This is a genomic window from Bifidobacterium sp. MSK.13.1 (assembly GCF_019131435.1).
GTDB classification, from domain to species: Bacteria; Actinomycetota; Actinomycetes; order Actinomycetales; family Bifidobacteriaceae; genus Bifidobacterium; species Bifidobacterium pseudocatenulatum.
In genome coordinates this window covers 412453-427679 of sequence record NZ_JAHOMM010000002.1, presented here as the reverse complement: position 1 = coordinate 427679, position 15227 = coordinate 412453, and the positions used below count along the sequence as shown (strand labels likewise).

Below are 15227 nucleotides of genomic sequence, written 5' to 3'. Positions count from 1 at the left end.
ATTGTCATAGGGTAAAACGCATGGGAATATGGAACGACCGCAAATTGATCGTCAACTGCCTGCCGTTGACCGAATCCGAACGTGCGCAATTCATACGTGCCGCGAAAGACATACCACAGGAATTCGTCGGCGATTCGGCCCAACGGGGAAGCATGAGCTGGACCGCCGCAGTACCGGAGGAGCTCAAAGCCAAAGCCACCGCGGTCATCGGCAACATCGCGCCCGAGGAATGCGCGCAATGCCCCAAACTCGAATGGCTTCAAACTTGGAGTGCCGGCGTCGACAAATACCAGCGACCCGGCATCCTGCAGCCCGGATCCATGCTCACCAATGCCACCGGAGCCTACGGACAAAGCGTCTCCGAACACATGTTCGCCATGATGTGGGCCATCATGAAGAACCTGCACATCTACGCGGCAAGCAACCCGAACGCCATGTGGCAGGACGCGGGACGCGCCATCAGCCCCAACGGAAAAACGGCGCTCGTCATCGGAACCGGCGACATCGGATCACACTTCGCACGACTCTGCAAAAACGTCGGAATGACAACCATTGGCATTCGCCGTAATCCCGCCGTCGAAGCGCCGGGCGTCGACCATATCGTAGGATTCGAGTCCCTCGACGACGTGCTGCAATACGCCGATGTGATCGCCATGTGCGTACCATCCACTTCGACAACGTACCACCTGCTCAATGCGGAACGCATCGCATCTCTCAAACCTGACGCCATCATCATCAACGCGGGCCGCGGCAACGCCATTGAAAGTCAGGCGCTTGCCGACGCGCTCGCGGAAGGACGAATCCGTGGTGCCGCGCTCGATGTGACCGAACCGGAACCGCTGCCGGCCAACTCGCCGCTGTGGTGCGAGCCGAAATGCCTCATCACCCCACATGTGGCGGGAGGCAACCATCTTGAGATCACCGAACGCAGTATCATCTCCATTGCATTAGGCAACGTCCGCTGCTACGCCAACGGTCAGTCGCTCGACAATCGCATGCCCATCAAAAGCTGACGGTCGCGCGTGCGGGGAGACCCGTATGATGGCAGTCGGGAAGAAAGGAAAGGGTATGACATTGAACAAATGGCGTCGTGCGACGGAATGGTTCATGACGGCATTGGCGTTGGTGTTCCTGTTCGCGTATTCGTGGGAAGTTCTGGCGAGGACGCATATCCTGTTGTGTGAAATGGTGATCAACATCATCTGGATGGTGTTCATCGCCGACTGCGTCGTTTCGATCCTGCTGGCAGAAGATAAGAAAACTTGGTTCAAAGACAATCTGCTGATGCTGGTGTCCATCGCATTGCCCGTCTTCAGGCCGTTGAGACTGCTGCGTCTGGTGGCAGTGCTCAACGTGCTCAATCGTACCGGTGGCATGGCGGTGCGTGGGCGCATCACACTGTACACATGCTGCAGCGTGACACTACTGATGTATATCGGCGCCCTTGCCGAATTGGATGTGGAACGTGGGGTTCCAGGCGCTTCCATCACCGATTTCGGTGAAGCGATATGGTGGTCGTTCGTGACCGTCACCACAGTCGGCTATGGCGATTTGTCTCCGGTGACATGGCAGGGAAGATGCATCGCCATCGGACTGATGATAACCGGCGTTGCCCTGATCGGTATCGTCACCGCGACGCTGGCTTCATGGATTGTCGACCGTGTTCGTGACGAGACCGACAAGCGTGCGGATGAGGCGGAATCGGAAACGGAACAGTTGCGCCACAATGTGCGGGAACTGACGGACACCGTCAACCAGCTGCGCGATGATATCGCGCAGCTGCACAGGTTATAGCGGTTCTCATGCCTGCACCGGTATTATCGGTCGGTTCCACGGTCAACGCGACGGTATCTGTGGGCGTGCTCGAAGCCGCCACCGATTACAAGGGTCAGCGCTCGCTGCCGCGCGACTTCTCCATAGAACTGAAGCAGGGCTCCATCACCAACCAGCGTAGATCGGGCCGCTGCTGGAATCCGAACCGGTGGAACTCGATCCATGGCAGCCGCTCACCAAGCGTTGCCGCTGATATAACCTGTATGGAGCGAAGCCGTGGCTGGGATTGCAGCCACGGCTTTCCTGTTCCGCTGTGCTGATACTCTTTCATAAGAACAAATGTGCGAACGATTGGGGTTCAGTTGGCGGATACTTTGTCATGGCTTTCCGACGAACTACGCAGCGAATGCAGTCAGCCTGTATTGCAGCGTGCCCGTGGAATCGCCAACCAGTGGCGTGCGAAAATGTCGGATCTGCATTGCCTGAACGACTCCGATTCCGACCGCATCACCCTGCATGCCAATATGCGGGGCACCACCTCACCGTCCAGCCGATACGAAGTGCAAGCCACGCTTGATTTGCATGATGAGCTTTTCTTGGCCAGGTATTGCTCGTGCCCCGCGTTCAACGGTTCGCAGCACGGTTATGGCACGTATTCGTCGGCATATTCGCCCAGCTACCGCAACAATCCAAAATATCGCAGTTTCGATGATGATGACGATGAATACGATTATGTCGATGATTATGATGATTTCGGTTCAGGATCGACGTTCGGTCATGTGCAGGACGATGACGAGTTCGATTCGGATCCGGCTGGGGGGCGCCGCTATACCGGCATGTGCAAGCATGTCGCCGCAATGCTGCTGCTGTTTCTTGACCAGCCCGAACGGTTCCGCGGATTCAAGCGAAGTGGCGTGACCTCGCATATCCTATCCGACTACATGCGTGCGCTGGATGCGAAGAATGACAATACCGGTCAAAGCGCGCAGCTTGACGTGCTCAAGCGCATCGTCGACGCGAAAAGCCGTCTCGCCGACGAGCAACGAGGCGTCATTACGCAAGGGGCCACGAAAACAAAACGCAAGAGCGGTTCCATCATAGTGAAACCGGGAAGCGTGCGTCTGGAGCCCACGCTGATCATGAACCGTGAGCTGTGGAGCCTGACGTTGAAAATCGGCTGCGGCGACGCAAGTTATATCATCAAAAGCATTTCCAAATTCGTAGCCGACATGCACAACGGGGCATACGTGTCATACGGGCAGAAACTCTCGTTCACCCACACTCCGGACATGCTCGAACCGTTCTCGCTGCAGCTGTTCCGATTCCTGCAAGGTGTTGTCGGGTCACGTGCCGCTGCACAGCTGCAGAACAACTACTATTACGCGCCAGACGTGCGTATCGAACGTGAAATCATGCTCACCGATGGGGAATTATGCGATCTACTGAACCTGTTCAGAGCGGAACCGCAACAGGACTACATCGAAGACGTGCTGATAGCACGTGGGCCGCTGGAAGCTCCTAAGCATGAGGGGCGTGAGAGGGCGCGGCAGCTCACTTCGGATGATTTCGCCCATACGGATGACACCGCTCCGAACTATGTCGAAGTGGCCACGCCAGGGGAGTCCAGATCGCATACTATCGCCATATTCGATGGCAATCCGCAATTTCGGTTCATCGCCGAATATGTGAAGGAAGGTGCTTCGTCGGGCGTGCGTATCACGTCGAACCGTACCATCACGGATCGGATTGTCGGGCAGCGGGGCGTGTACCTCATGAGTGCCGAACATAACGGCACTCCGACGGATTCCCATATGAGGCCAGTGAGCGGACTCTTCCGTTGTACCGACAGCATCCTTCCCGCAGTGGACGCGTTGATGACATTGTGCGCGTCGAACGTTAGCGATGGTGTGTTCATTGCGGAAAACGACTGGCCCATGTTCGCACGAACAATACTGCCAAAACTTACCGAAGCGGGCATTGGTTTCGATATTCCGCAGGAAGTCGCCGAACGGATGGGAGTCGACTGCCAGATCGAATTCTACTTGGACCGTGATCTGCAGGGCATCACCTGTGAGGCTGTGGCACGATACGGCGATTTCGTGTTCCAGTTGGTGCCGACCGCCAAAGCGCTACGAGGCGTGATTAATCCGGACTCGCGGTCGAAAGCGGCGCTCATCAAACGAGATACGGCTCGCGAATCATTCGCGGTGCAGGTGGTTCGCCAGCTTTTCCCGACATGGAGTTCCATTGACATGGCGCGGATTCGTGAGGAAGACGAACAGACTATTCTGCTCTTGCTCACCGAAGGCGTGGATATCTTGCGCTCGGTCGGGCAGGTGTACTCCACAGCCGCGTTCGACGGCATGATGATGCCAGGCAGCCCTACGGTGAAGGTCGGACTGTCCATCGACTCGAATCTGGTTGAGATTTCGCCGATAGCCGACGAAGTGCCGATGGACGAGGTCGGCGCGTTGCTGAATTCCTACCGCAGGAACCGCCGCTACCATCGATTCAAGGACGGTACGTTCGTTGATCTGAAGAATGCCGATCTGCGCGAGATCGATCAGATCGCAACGGATCTTGACCTTGATGAGCAACAGATTGATTCCGGGAGAATCACCATTCCCGGATATCGGGCGTTCCTCTTGGATGCTCAAGTTGATGACGACGGCAAAAGCGAATCGTTCGTCGACTATGTCAACGATGTGAAAATCATCGACCCAAAACGATACGAAGTGCCCCGCAACCTCAAAAACGTACTGCGCCCATACCAGGTGGAAGGCTTCCAATGGCTTTCCACCTTGTGGGACAAAGGTTTCGGTGGCATTCTCGCCGACGAAATGGGTTTGGGCAAATCCGTGCAATTGCTGTCACTGGTGGAAGCTCGCAAGGGCAGTGGTCCCGCGTTGATCGTCTGCCCGGCGTCCTTGGTATACAACTGGGCCGCCGAATGCGAAAAATTCACGCAAGATCTGACCATCGAAGTCGTGGCCGGCACGAAAGCGCAACGGCGCAAGCTCATCGCAGCCGTGGCACAGCAATGGAACAATTCGACTGAAACCAACGAAACGCAGCAAACCGATGTGGTGATCACCTCTTACGATTTGCTGCGTCGAGATGTGGATGATTATGCCGACTGCCGATTCGCATTGATGGCACTCGACGAGGCGCAATACATCAAAAACCATGCCACGAAGTTGGCGAAAGCCGTCAAACAGATCACCGCCGAACACCGGTTCGCATTGACGGGAACCCCCATCGAAAACCGGTTGAGCGAACTGTGGAGCATCTTCGACTTCCTCATGCCCGGATTGCTGGGAACCTACACGAAGTTCCGAGAAAAATACGAACAGCCGATCATGGCACCCGGTTCTGAACATTCCGTCATGGCTGACAAACTGCAGGCTTTGGTCGGACTGTTCATTAAGCGACGTCTGAAAAAAGACGTGCTGACCGATTTACCTGACAAGTTCGAAAACGTGCTCACCGTCAAACTGGAAGGCGAACAGCGCAAACTCTATGCGGCGCACGAGCAACGGTTGCGCGCCACCCTTACCAAAACCAAGGACGCCGACTTCAATACGAAGAAGATTCGAATCCTTGCGGAATTCACACTGTTGCGCGAAATCTGTTGCGATCCGAGACTCGTCTATGCGGATGCGAAAAACGCTTCCGCCAAACTTGACGCCATCTGCGAACTCGTATCCACGTGCATGGACGAAAGCAAGAAAGTGCTTGTATTCTCGCAGTTCACTTCATTCCTTGACCTGATTGGTACACGTTTGGCTGAACAGGGCGTGGACTTCTACACCATCACCGGCGAGACACCGAAGAAACGCCGTGTGGAACTGGTGGACGAATTCAATGGCAACGATGTTCCCGTGTTCCTCATCTCGCTCAAAGCGGGCAATACGGGGCTGAACCTTGTGGGTGCGTCCGTAGTGGTGCACGCCGACCCGTGGTGGAACGCGGCCGCGCAGAACCAGGCCACCGATCGTGCGCACCGCATCGGACAGACGCAGGATGTGAACGTGTACCAGATCGTAGCCAAAGACACCATTGAGGAACGCATCCTCAAACTGCAGGAGAAGAAAAGTGAGCTTGCCCAACAGTTCACCGACGGCACCGCATCTGGAGGCGTCGGCACACTCAGCAAAGACGACTTGCTCGACCTGCTGGCATAACAATCAACGTACCTGCCGCTTGCTTGAACGCACACGATACGAAAGCAACAGGTAAAGCGCACACTGCGGCAACACACCATGAGGCGACGTTCATGCCATAGGCAAAAGGCATATGAGGCTAAGATCATGGTTTCCGGATTAAAGATTGATGCCTGCTGATAATAGACGCCAGTGAGACGCGGTTTGCATATTTCCGACGATAGGCGTATATATAATCGTGCAAGTTTCAGGGAAGGTGAAAATCCTTACTGGCGGTAACGGTACGACTGACGTTCATAACGGTCCCATGCCGAAGCCCGCGACCCGCGAAAGCGGCTGATCCGGTGAGAATCCGGAGCCAACGGTCAAAGTCCGGATGGAAGAAACGGGGCTCAACATGAGTGTATCCTCACCAAACAATACCCAAAACAACGACGCCGAAATCACCAGCGAAAGCATGACGCGCCCCGACAACGCGCATTCCACAGGCGTGGCCGACTCTGGACGCTGGTCCACCAAACGCATCGCCATGTATGCGCTGTTCGTGGCGCTGTCGATGGCCGTCAGCTTTGTGGAATTTCCCATTGTGCCAGGCGTTGAATGGCTGAAATATGATCCATCCGGCATTGTCAGCCTGGTGGCAGGTTTCGCCTACGGGCCAGCGGCGGCGGTAATCGTCAGCGTGCTTGGTTTCCTGCCGCACCTGTTTACCAACCCATGGGGCACGCTTATGGCCGTGCTCGTGGCTTTGGCATTATCCGTGCCGGCAGCACTGATCTATCGCAGGAACAAGACCCGCAAAGGCGCGGTCATCGGCATCATCGTCGGTGCGATCGCGGCCTTGGCGGTGGCGATTGTGGGCAATGTGATCGTCACACCGTTCTACGCGCACATGACCACCGCACAGGTCGTGGCATTGATCGTGCCGGCGCTTCTGCCGTTCAACGCGTTGAAATTCACCATCCATGGCGTGGTCACCTTCCTGATCTACAAGCCGATCTCCAACCTGTTGAACCGCTGAGCCTCGTTCACCATATCGATTCCGCATATTGATGAATAGGAAGGAACCTTTCGACGTATGGAAGGTTCCTTTCGTTTATGAAAGACTTTTTCCATGAATCCTGACAGCGCCACGAACACCATCGCGGTCGAACTGCACGATATTCGTTTCACCTACGACTCCGGCGCGACCTGGGCGCTCGACGGCGTGAACCTGACCGTTCGCCAAGGCGAACGTGTATGCTTGGCAGGACCAAACGGATCGGGCAAATCCACACTTTCACGCATCATCGCAGGACTTGCCGCACCCGATGCCGGACATGTCACGCTGTTGGGAAACAACGTATTCGATGACTCCGGCGCGCACGCTGATGCTTACCGCAGCGCCCGGCATGGTATCGGGGCGGTTTTCCAACATCCGGAAGATCAGATCGTCACCACCGTCACCGAGGATGATGTTGCCTTCGGTCCGGAAAACCTCGCCATTGCGCATGATGATATCGATATGCGCATCGCCATGTCACTTGACGCAGTCGACATGAGCGGACAACGAGAAGCCGATCCCACGCGAATGAGCGGAGGCCAACAGCAGCGCGTCGCCATCGCCGGCATGCTTGCCATGAATCCCGAAATCCTCGTGCTCGACGAGCCTACCGCCATGCTCGATCCGCAAGGCCGTGCCGACATCATGCATATTCTTGACGAATTGCAGCAGCACGGCACAACCATCATTCTCGTCACCCACCATCGTGACGAATTCGTCAATGCCGACCGCATCATTCGCCTGGATAACGGGCGTATCGTGCAAAGCGCTCGCGGTAATACTGCAAGTATTCCGGAAATGGACGAATCAGGCACAGCGCAAGAAGACAATCCAATTGCCAAATCCAATATTGCAAATGGCGCATCGAAGCCAACATCAGCTGTACCAATCATTGAAATCCATAATCTGATATATCAATATCCAAACAGTAGCAAGCCTGTGCTCGATAAGCTTTCCATAACCATCAATGAGGGTGAAACCGTGGCCATCACAGGGCATAACGGTGCAGGCAAAACCACCTTCGCGCGTCTTCTCTGCGCGCTGGAACAGCCGCAATCTGGCAGCATTACCGTCAACACCATTCCCGTCGCACGCCAACGCGCCAACGGCAATATGCAGTCGCTCAAGCGTGCGGACCGCGAGAAACTGCGCGCCACCGTCGGCTACGTCATGCAGCACCCCGAACGTCAGCTTTTCGCCGAAACCGTAGCCGAGGACGTCGCCTACGGTCCGCGCAACCAACGGCTTGATGAAGCGCAAGTGGATGAACATGTCAGCCAAGCCATGGCATTGCTGCATATTGAACATCTTGCCGACCGTTCGCCATTCGACCTTTCCGGCGGGCAGCAACGACTCGTTGCCATAGCGGGCGTCATCGCATGCCAACCGCGGATTCTCATTATGGACGAGCCGACCGCGGGACTTGATGAAGCGGCCACAACCCGCGTGCACGATCTCATCCAAACCCTTCATTCCCAAGGCGTCACCGTACTTATCATTTCCCATTCGCAAACGGAAATCGACGTGCTCGCCGATCGGGTGATCGCGCTTGATCGCAGACAAAACGGTAATGACGTCACTCGAGATATCGGAACCAATGTCACTTCCGAAACGGCAGGTTCGAAGAATCTGCACACGCTTGGCTCCGGACATGCAAAGGAAGACGTCCGTGAAAACCGTAGTTTTATGGAACGGCTTGACCCGCGCGTGAAGATGGTGAGCGCGTTGGCGGTCATGTTCTCCGCATTCGCCATCCGCTCCTTCTGGCAGTTACTGGTGGCCGCACTGTTGACCGGCATGATCGTTGCGACATCAGGCATCGGCGTGAAACAACTGTTCAAATCGATTCACATGTTCCTTGCATTGTTCGTGTTCTGCGGACTGCTCAATGTGTTCTTCGTACGATCCGGCAATGTTCTTGCGAACATCGGACCGATTCCAATCACCGACGACGGTGTGCGTATCGCTATACTGTACGCCTGCAGATTCGTTGCGGTCATTATCGTCGGAGTGGTGTTCCTCGCCACCACCACGCCTACGGCCATCACCGACGCGTTCGAAGCCTTGCTCAAACCCTTCGCAAAAATAGGCGTGCACGCGCAGGAGATCGCACTGGTGATGAGCCTCGCACTGCGGTTCCTGCCCACTCTGGGAAGCGAGGCGAAAGCCATTGCGGACGCACAGGCGGCTCGAGGTGGCAGCATCGAAACGGGAACGTTCGTGCAGCGTATCAAGGCGATGGTTTCCATCATCATTCCGGTGTTCGCAGGGGCGATACGCCATGCCGACAATCTCAGTCTCGCACTCGACGCGCGATGCTATGAAGAGGGTATCGCACGCACACATTGGCGCGTGATGAGCATCGCCAAACGAGACATTGCCGCGGGCGGTGTGGTTGTGGCATATGTGGCTGCGTTGGTTCTGATCGCTGGACTAAACTGAAGGCAGTCGGCGGATTTTACCGTCCTCACGCTACTCTTGAGCAAGCATCATAGATAGGAATGGAACAAGTTATGGCATTAACCAAGAAGCAGGTCAAGCAGCTGCGAGGCCTGGCCACCAAGCTCAATCCGCTCATCCAGGTCGGCAAGAACGATCTGAGCGAAAACGCCATCAAGCAGGCGGACGAAACCATCGAAAAGCGTGAGCTCATCAAGTGCTCCGTGCTCGACGGATCCGGTCTGACCGCCAAGGAAGCAGGCGAGGGATTGGCTGAAGAACTGAACGCGGAACTCGTGCAGGTCATCGGCAACCGTTTCGTGCTCTACCGCCGTTCCCATCGCGACGACGTGGAACATATCCGCCTCGTACGCGAATAAAGCGGGAAACTGACGCGACCAAACATAACAGGGCGGGTGCTTTCTGAAAACCAATCAGAAGACACCCGCCTTGCTGCAATGAAAATAAACAATCGGAAGTCAGGAAACCCCATGAAGGAGTGCTATCAGCGCGCCTGATTCCATTCGGGCTTCCATGTGTACTGCATGTCGTACGCGCTGGCCCAGAACATGTATTCGTTCTCCACGCCGGTCACGAAAATGTCGATCAGCTCGCGCTTGCGCTCCTCGCTCGCGTCGGCCACCAGTTTCTCGATATGTTCGAGCAGCCACACGGAATCCTGCCAGAACTCGTCGGTCTTATACATGTCGACCCAGCTCTTGTACGGATTGTCGTCGAGCGTGTCCGCGAACTCGGCGGCAAGACGATAACCATAATCCGCATACACCCAGGCGCACGGCAGCACGGCCACAAGAATGTCGAGAATATCCTTGCCATAGGCGATGGAAAGGATATTCGACGTGTAGGCACGCGCGAAGGCCGACTGGCGCACATTGTTCATCTGCTCTTCGGTGATGCCATAGCTGGCCAAGTAGGAGCGGTGTACTTCGGTCTCGACCTGCAGGGCGCCGTTCTGCACCTTGAGCATGAACGCCATGATTTCAGGGTCGGTGGCCTTGGCCAACCCCAAAGCGTGCACTCTGGCGTAATCGTTCACATAACGAAAATCCTGCAGCAGATAGAAGGCGAAACGCTCGCGTTGCAGTGTGCCTTCGCCAAGCTCGCGGATGAACGGCTGCTGGTAGCCTTCCTCCCAAACCAGGTCGGCGGCCTTGCGCATGCGCTGCGCGAACGGCGGAAGATTGTCGCGTTGGATGCCTTTGGCGGCGTCGAACTCATAATCGAAATCGGTTGTTGATGTCACAGCAGTCACTAGACATGCCTCCCTACGCTGGTGTTAACCATCAGGTTCAAAGGGTTCAGGCCTCACTTGGCCCATCTCAACCCGACGAACACGGGTTCCCCTGCATTACGCCGTACATTATGGCAAAGCCGCACGAAATGTGCAAGAGCCCGTCCGTCGAATGGAATCGTGCCGCATGATGCGAACACAGGCGATGTTCGGTTGAGGGCGAGTGCAAGAATGGAACGTATGACTGAAAAGCAAGTTGCGAAGAACACCATCGAAAAGCTGGCTATCGTCGTGGTGACGTACAGGCGTCAGCAGCTGCTCGCCACCCTGTTCGAATCCATCGAAAAACTCACTGTGGCGCCATGGCGTATCATCGTCGTGGACAACGAGCACAGCGAGGCGACCCAAGGCATGGTCGACGATTTCCGTGAAGCGGTCACCGCGCAGTGGGGCAATACCATCGCCGACCAGTCGGGCAACGAAAGCCGTGTGGTGTACGCGCCGCAATCCGACAACCTCGGCGGCGCAGGCGGCTTCTCCGCAGGTGTGAAGAAGGCATACGAGCTGGGTGCGGAGTGGTTCTGGGTGATGGACGACGACGTGGCCGTGATGCCTGAGGCCATCGAAAGGCTCGCCAAGTGGACCGGCAGCCATGATGTGATCCAGGGAAGCCGATACGACTACGACGGAGGCCCGTTCTACTGGCAGTACGATTTCATCGTGCCTCTTGGCATTCCCAATCCGATCGCTCCGGCCGCGTTCGGGCGTCCCGGCTATCGTGTGATGGACACCTTATGCTTTGAAGGCGGCCTGTTCCGCCGTAATATCGTGGAACAGATCGGTTTGCCGGATCCCCGCTTCTTCATCTACTGGGACGATACGATGTACGGCTATCGCGCCAGCAAGGTCACCAATCCGATCGTGGTGCCCGACGTGATCCTGCGACGTACGCGCGAGATCGGTAACTGGGATATCGCCGGCGTGCGTCAGCTCAACTCCACTTCCGACATGAACCGCTACCACATCATGCGCAACCGTGGCTACATGGCACGCTATTTCATGTCGTTCGGCGATTACCGTCCGCTGATGTTCGGCTTTGGCACGTTGCTGACCGCCGCCAAGGAGGTCATTCGCTTGGTGATGGTGGACCGTGAGCATGCCAAGACCGGCTTGGTGCAGATTGTCAAGGGTTGGTGGGATTCGCGCAAGCTGCTGCATGATCCGGATTGGAAGCCGATGCCGCCGCTCAAGTAATGTGGCTACACCGTCTTCAGACGGTTATTTTCTTATGATTCGCCCCATGCCGATGCGTTGCGTTGGCATGGGGCGAATCGTTTGCAGAAAACAATCGCAAATATTTGCGTTTCATTGCGACAGATTATGCAATCGTATTCACCAATTGTGTATTGTCGGCGCGTTTTGGGGCATGGGGCGAGTTACTATGGCGTTTACCGGTTCGATATACCCACTATGTACCTTGATAGGAGAGGTCGAAGATGATTGAAACTGCACAGGCATTTGGCGTTGACATTGGCGGCTCCGGCATTAAGGCAGCCCCGGTTAACCTCGAGAAGGGCGAATTTGCTGAACCGCGTCTGAAGATCCTCACCCCGGAGGTTTCCACTCCGAAGGCCGTTGGCGAAATCGTTCGCCAGCAGCTCGAGCATTTTGAGGTTCCTGAGTCCGCTCCGGTCGGCATCGCATTCCCCGCTCCGATTCATGTTGGCGAGAAGCTCGGCTATATGGCCAATCTGGACCAGTCCTGGGTTGGCGTGGACGTCACCGAAGTGTTCTCCGAAGCTTGCGGCCGTCCGGTCACCGTGGTGAACGACGCTGATGCGGCCGGTCTTGCCGAACAGCAGTTCGGCGCAGCCAAGGGCCAGGACGGCCTGGTCGTCGCCACCACGCTGGGCACCGGCATCGGCACCGCGCTGATCTTCAACGGCGAGCTCATTCCGAACACTGAGCTCGGCCATTTGGAACTGCTCAAGGGCAAGGGTGACGCCGAGAAGTACGCGGCATCCTCCATTCGTGAAAAGCTCGATATGGGCTACAAGAAGTGGGCCAAGCGTCTGACCAAGTATTATTCCCTGATGGAGTTCTACTTGGATCCGCAGCTGTTCGTCGTCGGCGGTGGCGTGTCCCGCGTGTCCGAGAAGTTCCTGCCGTACATCGACATCAAGACCCCGATCGTCGCAGCCAAGCTGCACAATGAGGCTGGCATCATCGGCGCTGCGTACTACGCAAGCATCAAGCAGAAGTGATGTCGTGAACCATAAAGGTTCCTAACCTTCATATAAGCGAGAGCCGTCCGATTCATCCGTCGGACGGCTCTTGTTATTCCTCTGATGATCGCATGGCGAATGCATCCTTCTTGCTCGATGCAACACTTGCGCAACCCAGAGAGTATGGTGGAGACCATGCGTTTTTCCTCCAGAGTCGATATCAGCGAGCCCAATCCCATCGCCAAAGCCGAAGCGGAAGCCAAAGCAAACGGCATCACACTCGGCAAACTCAACGACTCCAATCCAACCAAACATGCGCTCGCGTCGGAACTATTGCCGGACATCTATGGAGCGGAGCCACGCGGGCAACGATACGCACGCGAAGCGCTGGCCGCATTCCTGCATGAACAAGGCAATACCGCTACCGCCGACGACCTATACATATTGAGCTCGACGTCCGAAGCGTACTCATGGCTGATCAAACTGCTCTGCAATGCAGGTGACGCCGTGCTCGCACCGAAGCCGGGATATCCGCTCATCGAATCGATCGCACGACTCGAATGCGTCGACATGATCGAGTACCAGCAACGTTTCGACGGATCCTGGTACATCGACGTGGCCGAACTACGCGAAGCGCTTGAAGGTGAAGATGGCGGCCGCATCCGCGCGCTGGTGCTCATCAATCCCAACAATCCGACCGGATCGTACGTCAAAGCGTCGGAACGTGAGGCCATTGTGCGGCTTTGTCATGACCATGAGGTGGCCATCATCGCCGATGAGGTGTTCTACGACTATGATCTTGAACCATTCGATGGCAACGCGCGTCTCGCGGGGGAGACCGGCACGCTCACATTCGCATTGGATGGGTTCTCGAAGACGTTGGCCGCGCCACATGCCAAAGTCGGTTGGATCCAAGTGTCCGGCCCGGCGGCTGAAGTGGATGAGGCCAAGCGCAGACTCGACGTGGTCGCCGACGACTATCTGCCAATGAGTGAGATCATCGCCAAACAGATCCCCGCCATGCTGGGCGCCGCAGCCGCGCAGACCGCGCGCGTGCGAGAGCGCGTGCAAACCAACCTCGCAGCCTTGCATACCATGCTGGATGATGACGAGCAGGGCATGGTCAGCGTGTTGCGTGCCGAAGGCGGATGGAATGTGCTTTTGCGCGTGCCCAGCGTGCTTGACGAGAACGAACTGGTGTTGTCCATGATCGAAAAGCACGGAATTTCAGGACAGCCCGGCTATTTCTTCGATATGACGTCGAACGGCTATCTCGCGATCTCGTTATTGCCGGAACCCGACGAATTCAGGCATAACGTTCAGACGGTGCTTGACACCGTCAACACAATGATCGGCTGAAACATGTTGTGGTTCCATCGTCGACACCGATGAAGGAGCCGCAACATGTGGGGAACGGGAATAATCCGTGGGTATGGTCAGGCTTTGGAAGCCTCATATTTAGCGCGGATGAGGTCCGTGTAAAAGGCCACGGCCTCATGCGGGCCACCGTCGAACACCACCTGATGATCGTCGACCACCAGCGTGCGGTCGATCGCATATTCCGCGCGTGTGATCAGCTCCGTGTCATGCGTGGCGAACACTACCTGTTTGTCGTAACTGAACAGAGCTTTCGCCACATGCGCGGACGCCACCTCGTCCAAACCCTTGGTCGGCTCGTCGGCAACGATCACCGCGGGGGAGAAGCTCAATGCGGAAGCGATCGCCAGCAGATGACGTTTCTCGCTATCCAATGCGGAGGCGGGCTCACGTGCGACCGCCGCCAGATCGAAATGCGCGAACAGATTGCCGATGATCGCCTGGCGTTCGCTTTCCGGCACCTTATGCTTCTTCAACGGTTCATCAATCGCCTCGCGAATGGAATCCGCTTTGTAATAACTGTTCGGAATTTCCTCGCGACGAACGCGGCCGATCATCGATTCGATACGTTTCAGATCACGTTTCACCGACGGATCATACGCAGCACCATTCGCGTCGATACGCACCGAACCGGACGTCGCAGACAATGCGCCATCCAACAGCTGCAGCAACGTGGTCTTACCGGAACCATTCAACCCGATCACAGCCACACGTTTGCTTTCCGGAGTGATCGTCAACGATGTCGGCTCCAGACCGACATTGCCATCCTCATACGTGTGGCCTGCCTGATCTAGCGTGAACGTGACGTCATGCGTCGCTTCGGGACGTTTGGATGAAAACAGCGAATCGAAAAAACCCATGGCAACCATTGTACGGGCGTGCCGAACCCATTGCATACGAAACGGGGCCGGAAATCCAAACCCCCACAAGGAGTTTAGATTCCCGGCCCCGTCAAG

At 56.3% G+C, this 15227-nt stretch carries 11 protein-coding genes, 1 pseudogene and 2 riboswitches; of the genes and pseudogenes, 10 read left to right on the top strand and 2 right to left on the bottom strand.

The features are described from left to right. Positions 1-20 precede the first annotated feature (20 nt). From KSY55_RS04670 to KSY55_RS04640, 7 genes and pseudogenes are all read left to right on the top strand, one after another. Positions 21-1013 carry a D-2-hydroxyacid dehydrogenase gene (locus KSY55_RS04670; protein WP_118240390.1) on the top strand — a complete coding sequence of 331 codons (993 nt, stop codon included), beginning with the start codon at positions 21-23 and terminating at the stop codon, positions 1011-1013. Between the two features lie 55 nt (positions 1014-1068). Beyond that, entirely contained in the window at positions 1069-1794 is a 726-nt protein-coding gene (locus KSY55_RS04665; protein WP_022245105.1) for a potassium channel family protein, read from the top strand. A 44-nt stretch (positions 1795-1838) separates the two neighbouring features. Beyond that, positions 1839-1970: pseudogene (locus KSY55_RS04660) on the top strand (C1 family peptidase); the annotation flags it as partial. A 267-nt stretch (positions 1971-2237) separates the two neighbouring features. Next, the gene (locus tag KSY55_RS04655) at positions 2238-5957 is read left to right on the top strand and encodes a DEAD/DEAH box helicase (RefSeq protein WP_254881851.1); all 3720 of its coding nucleotides are present in this window, start codon (positions 2238-2240) and stop codon (positions 5955-5957) included. Between the two features lie 218 nt (positions 5958-6175). Then, positions 6176-6328, top strand: a riboswitch (FMN riboswitch). Then, positions 6313-6957 (top strand): ECF transporter S component, encoded by a 645-nt coding sequence (locus KSY55_RS04650; protein WP_148405816.1) that lies wholly within the window; start codon positions 6313-6315, stop codon positions 6955-6957. (Overlaps the previous riboswitch by 16 nt.) 93 nt (positions 6958-7050) lie before the next feature. Beyond that, positions 7051-9420, top strand: a complete 2370-nt coding sequence (locus tag KSY55_RS04645; protein WP_217749495.1) for an energy-coupling factor transporter ATPase — start codon at positions 7051-7053, stop codon at positions 9418-9420. A gap of 71 nt (positions 9421-9491) precedes the next feature. After that, positions 9492-9797, top strand: a complete 306-nt coding sequence (locus tag KSY55_RS04640) for a YhbY family RNA-binding protein (protein WP_022245108.1) — start codon at positions 9492-9494, stop codon at positions 9795-9797. A gap of 125 nt (positions 9798-9922) precedes the next feature. Here the strand turns inward: KSY55_RS04640 and tenA are convergent, their stop codons facing one another. Further along, entirely contained in the window at positions 9923-10597 is a 675-nt protein-coding gene (tenA, locus tag KSY55_RS04635; RefSeq protein ID WP_226557291.1) for a thiaminase II, read from the bottom strand. An 85-nt stretch (positions 10598-10682) separates the two neighbouring features. Further along, a riboswitch (TPP riboswitch) is annotated at positions 10683-10793 on the bottom strand. A 116-nt stretch (positions 10794-10909) separates the two neighbouring features. On the opposite strand from tenA, the gene KSY55_RS04630 reads away from it, so the two are divergent. The 3 genes from KSY55_RS04630 to KSY55_RS04620 all read left to right on the top strand — a co-directional run bounded on the left by KSY55_RS04630 (position 10910) and on the right by KSY55_RS04620 (position 14253). After that, positions 10910-11923, top strand: a complete 1014-nt coding sequence (locus tag KSY55_RS04630; RefSeq protein WP_033524044.1) for a glycosyltransferase family 2 protein — start codon at positions 10910-10912, stop codon at positions 11921-11923. 242 nt (positions 11924-12165) lie between these two features. Then, complete coding sequence (gene ppgK, locus KSY55_RS04625) at positions 12166-12933, top strand: polyphosphate--glucose phosphotransferase (protein WP_004222446.1); 768 nt, start codon at positions 12166-12168, stop codon at positions 12931-12933. Positions 12934-13089: 156 nt separating this feature from the next. Then, the gene (locus KSY55_RS04620) at positions 13090-14253 is read left to right on the top strand and encodes a pyridoxal phosphate-dependent aminotransferase (RefSeq protein WP_022245109.1); all 1164 of its coding nucleotides are present in this window, start codon (positions 13090-13092) and stop codon (positions 14251-14253) included. 77 nt (positions 14254-14330) lie between these two features. On the opposite strand, the gene KSY55_RS04615 is transcribed toward KSY55_RS04620, so the two are convergent. Then, positions 14331-15131 carry an energy-coupling factor ABC transporter ATP-binding protein gene (locus KSY55_RS04615; RefSeq protein ID WP_033524113.1) on the bottom strand — a complete coding sequence of 267 codons (801 nt, stop codon included), beginning with the start codon at positions 15129-15131 and terminating at the stop codon, positions 14331-14333. Positions 15132-15227: the final 96 nt, after the last annotated feature.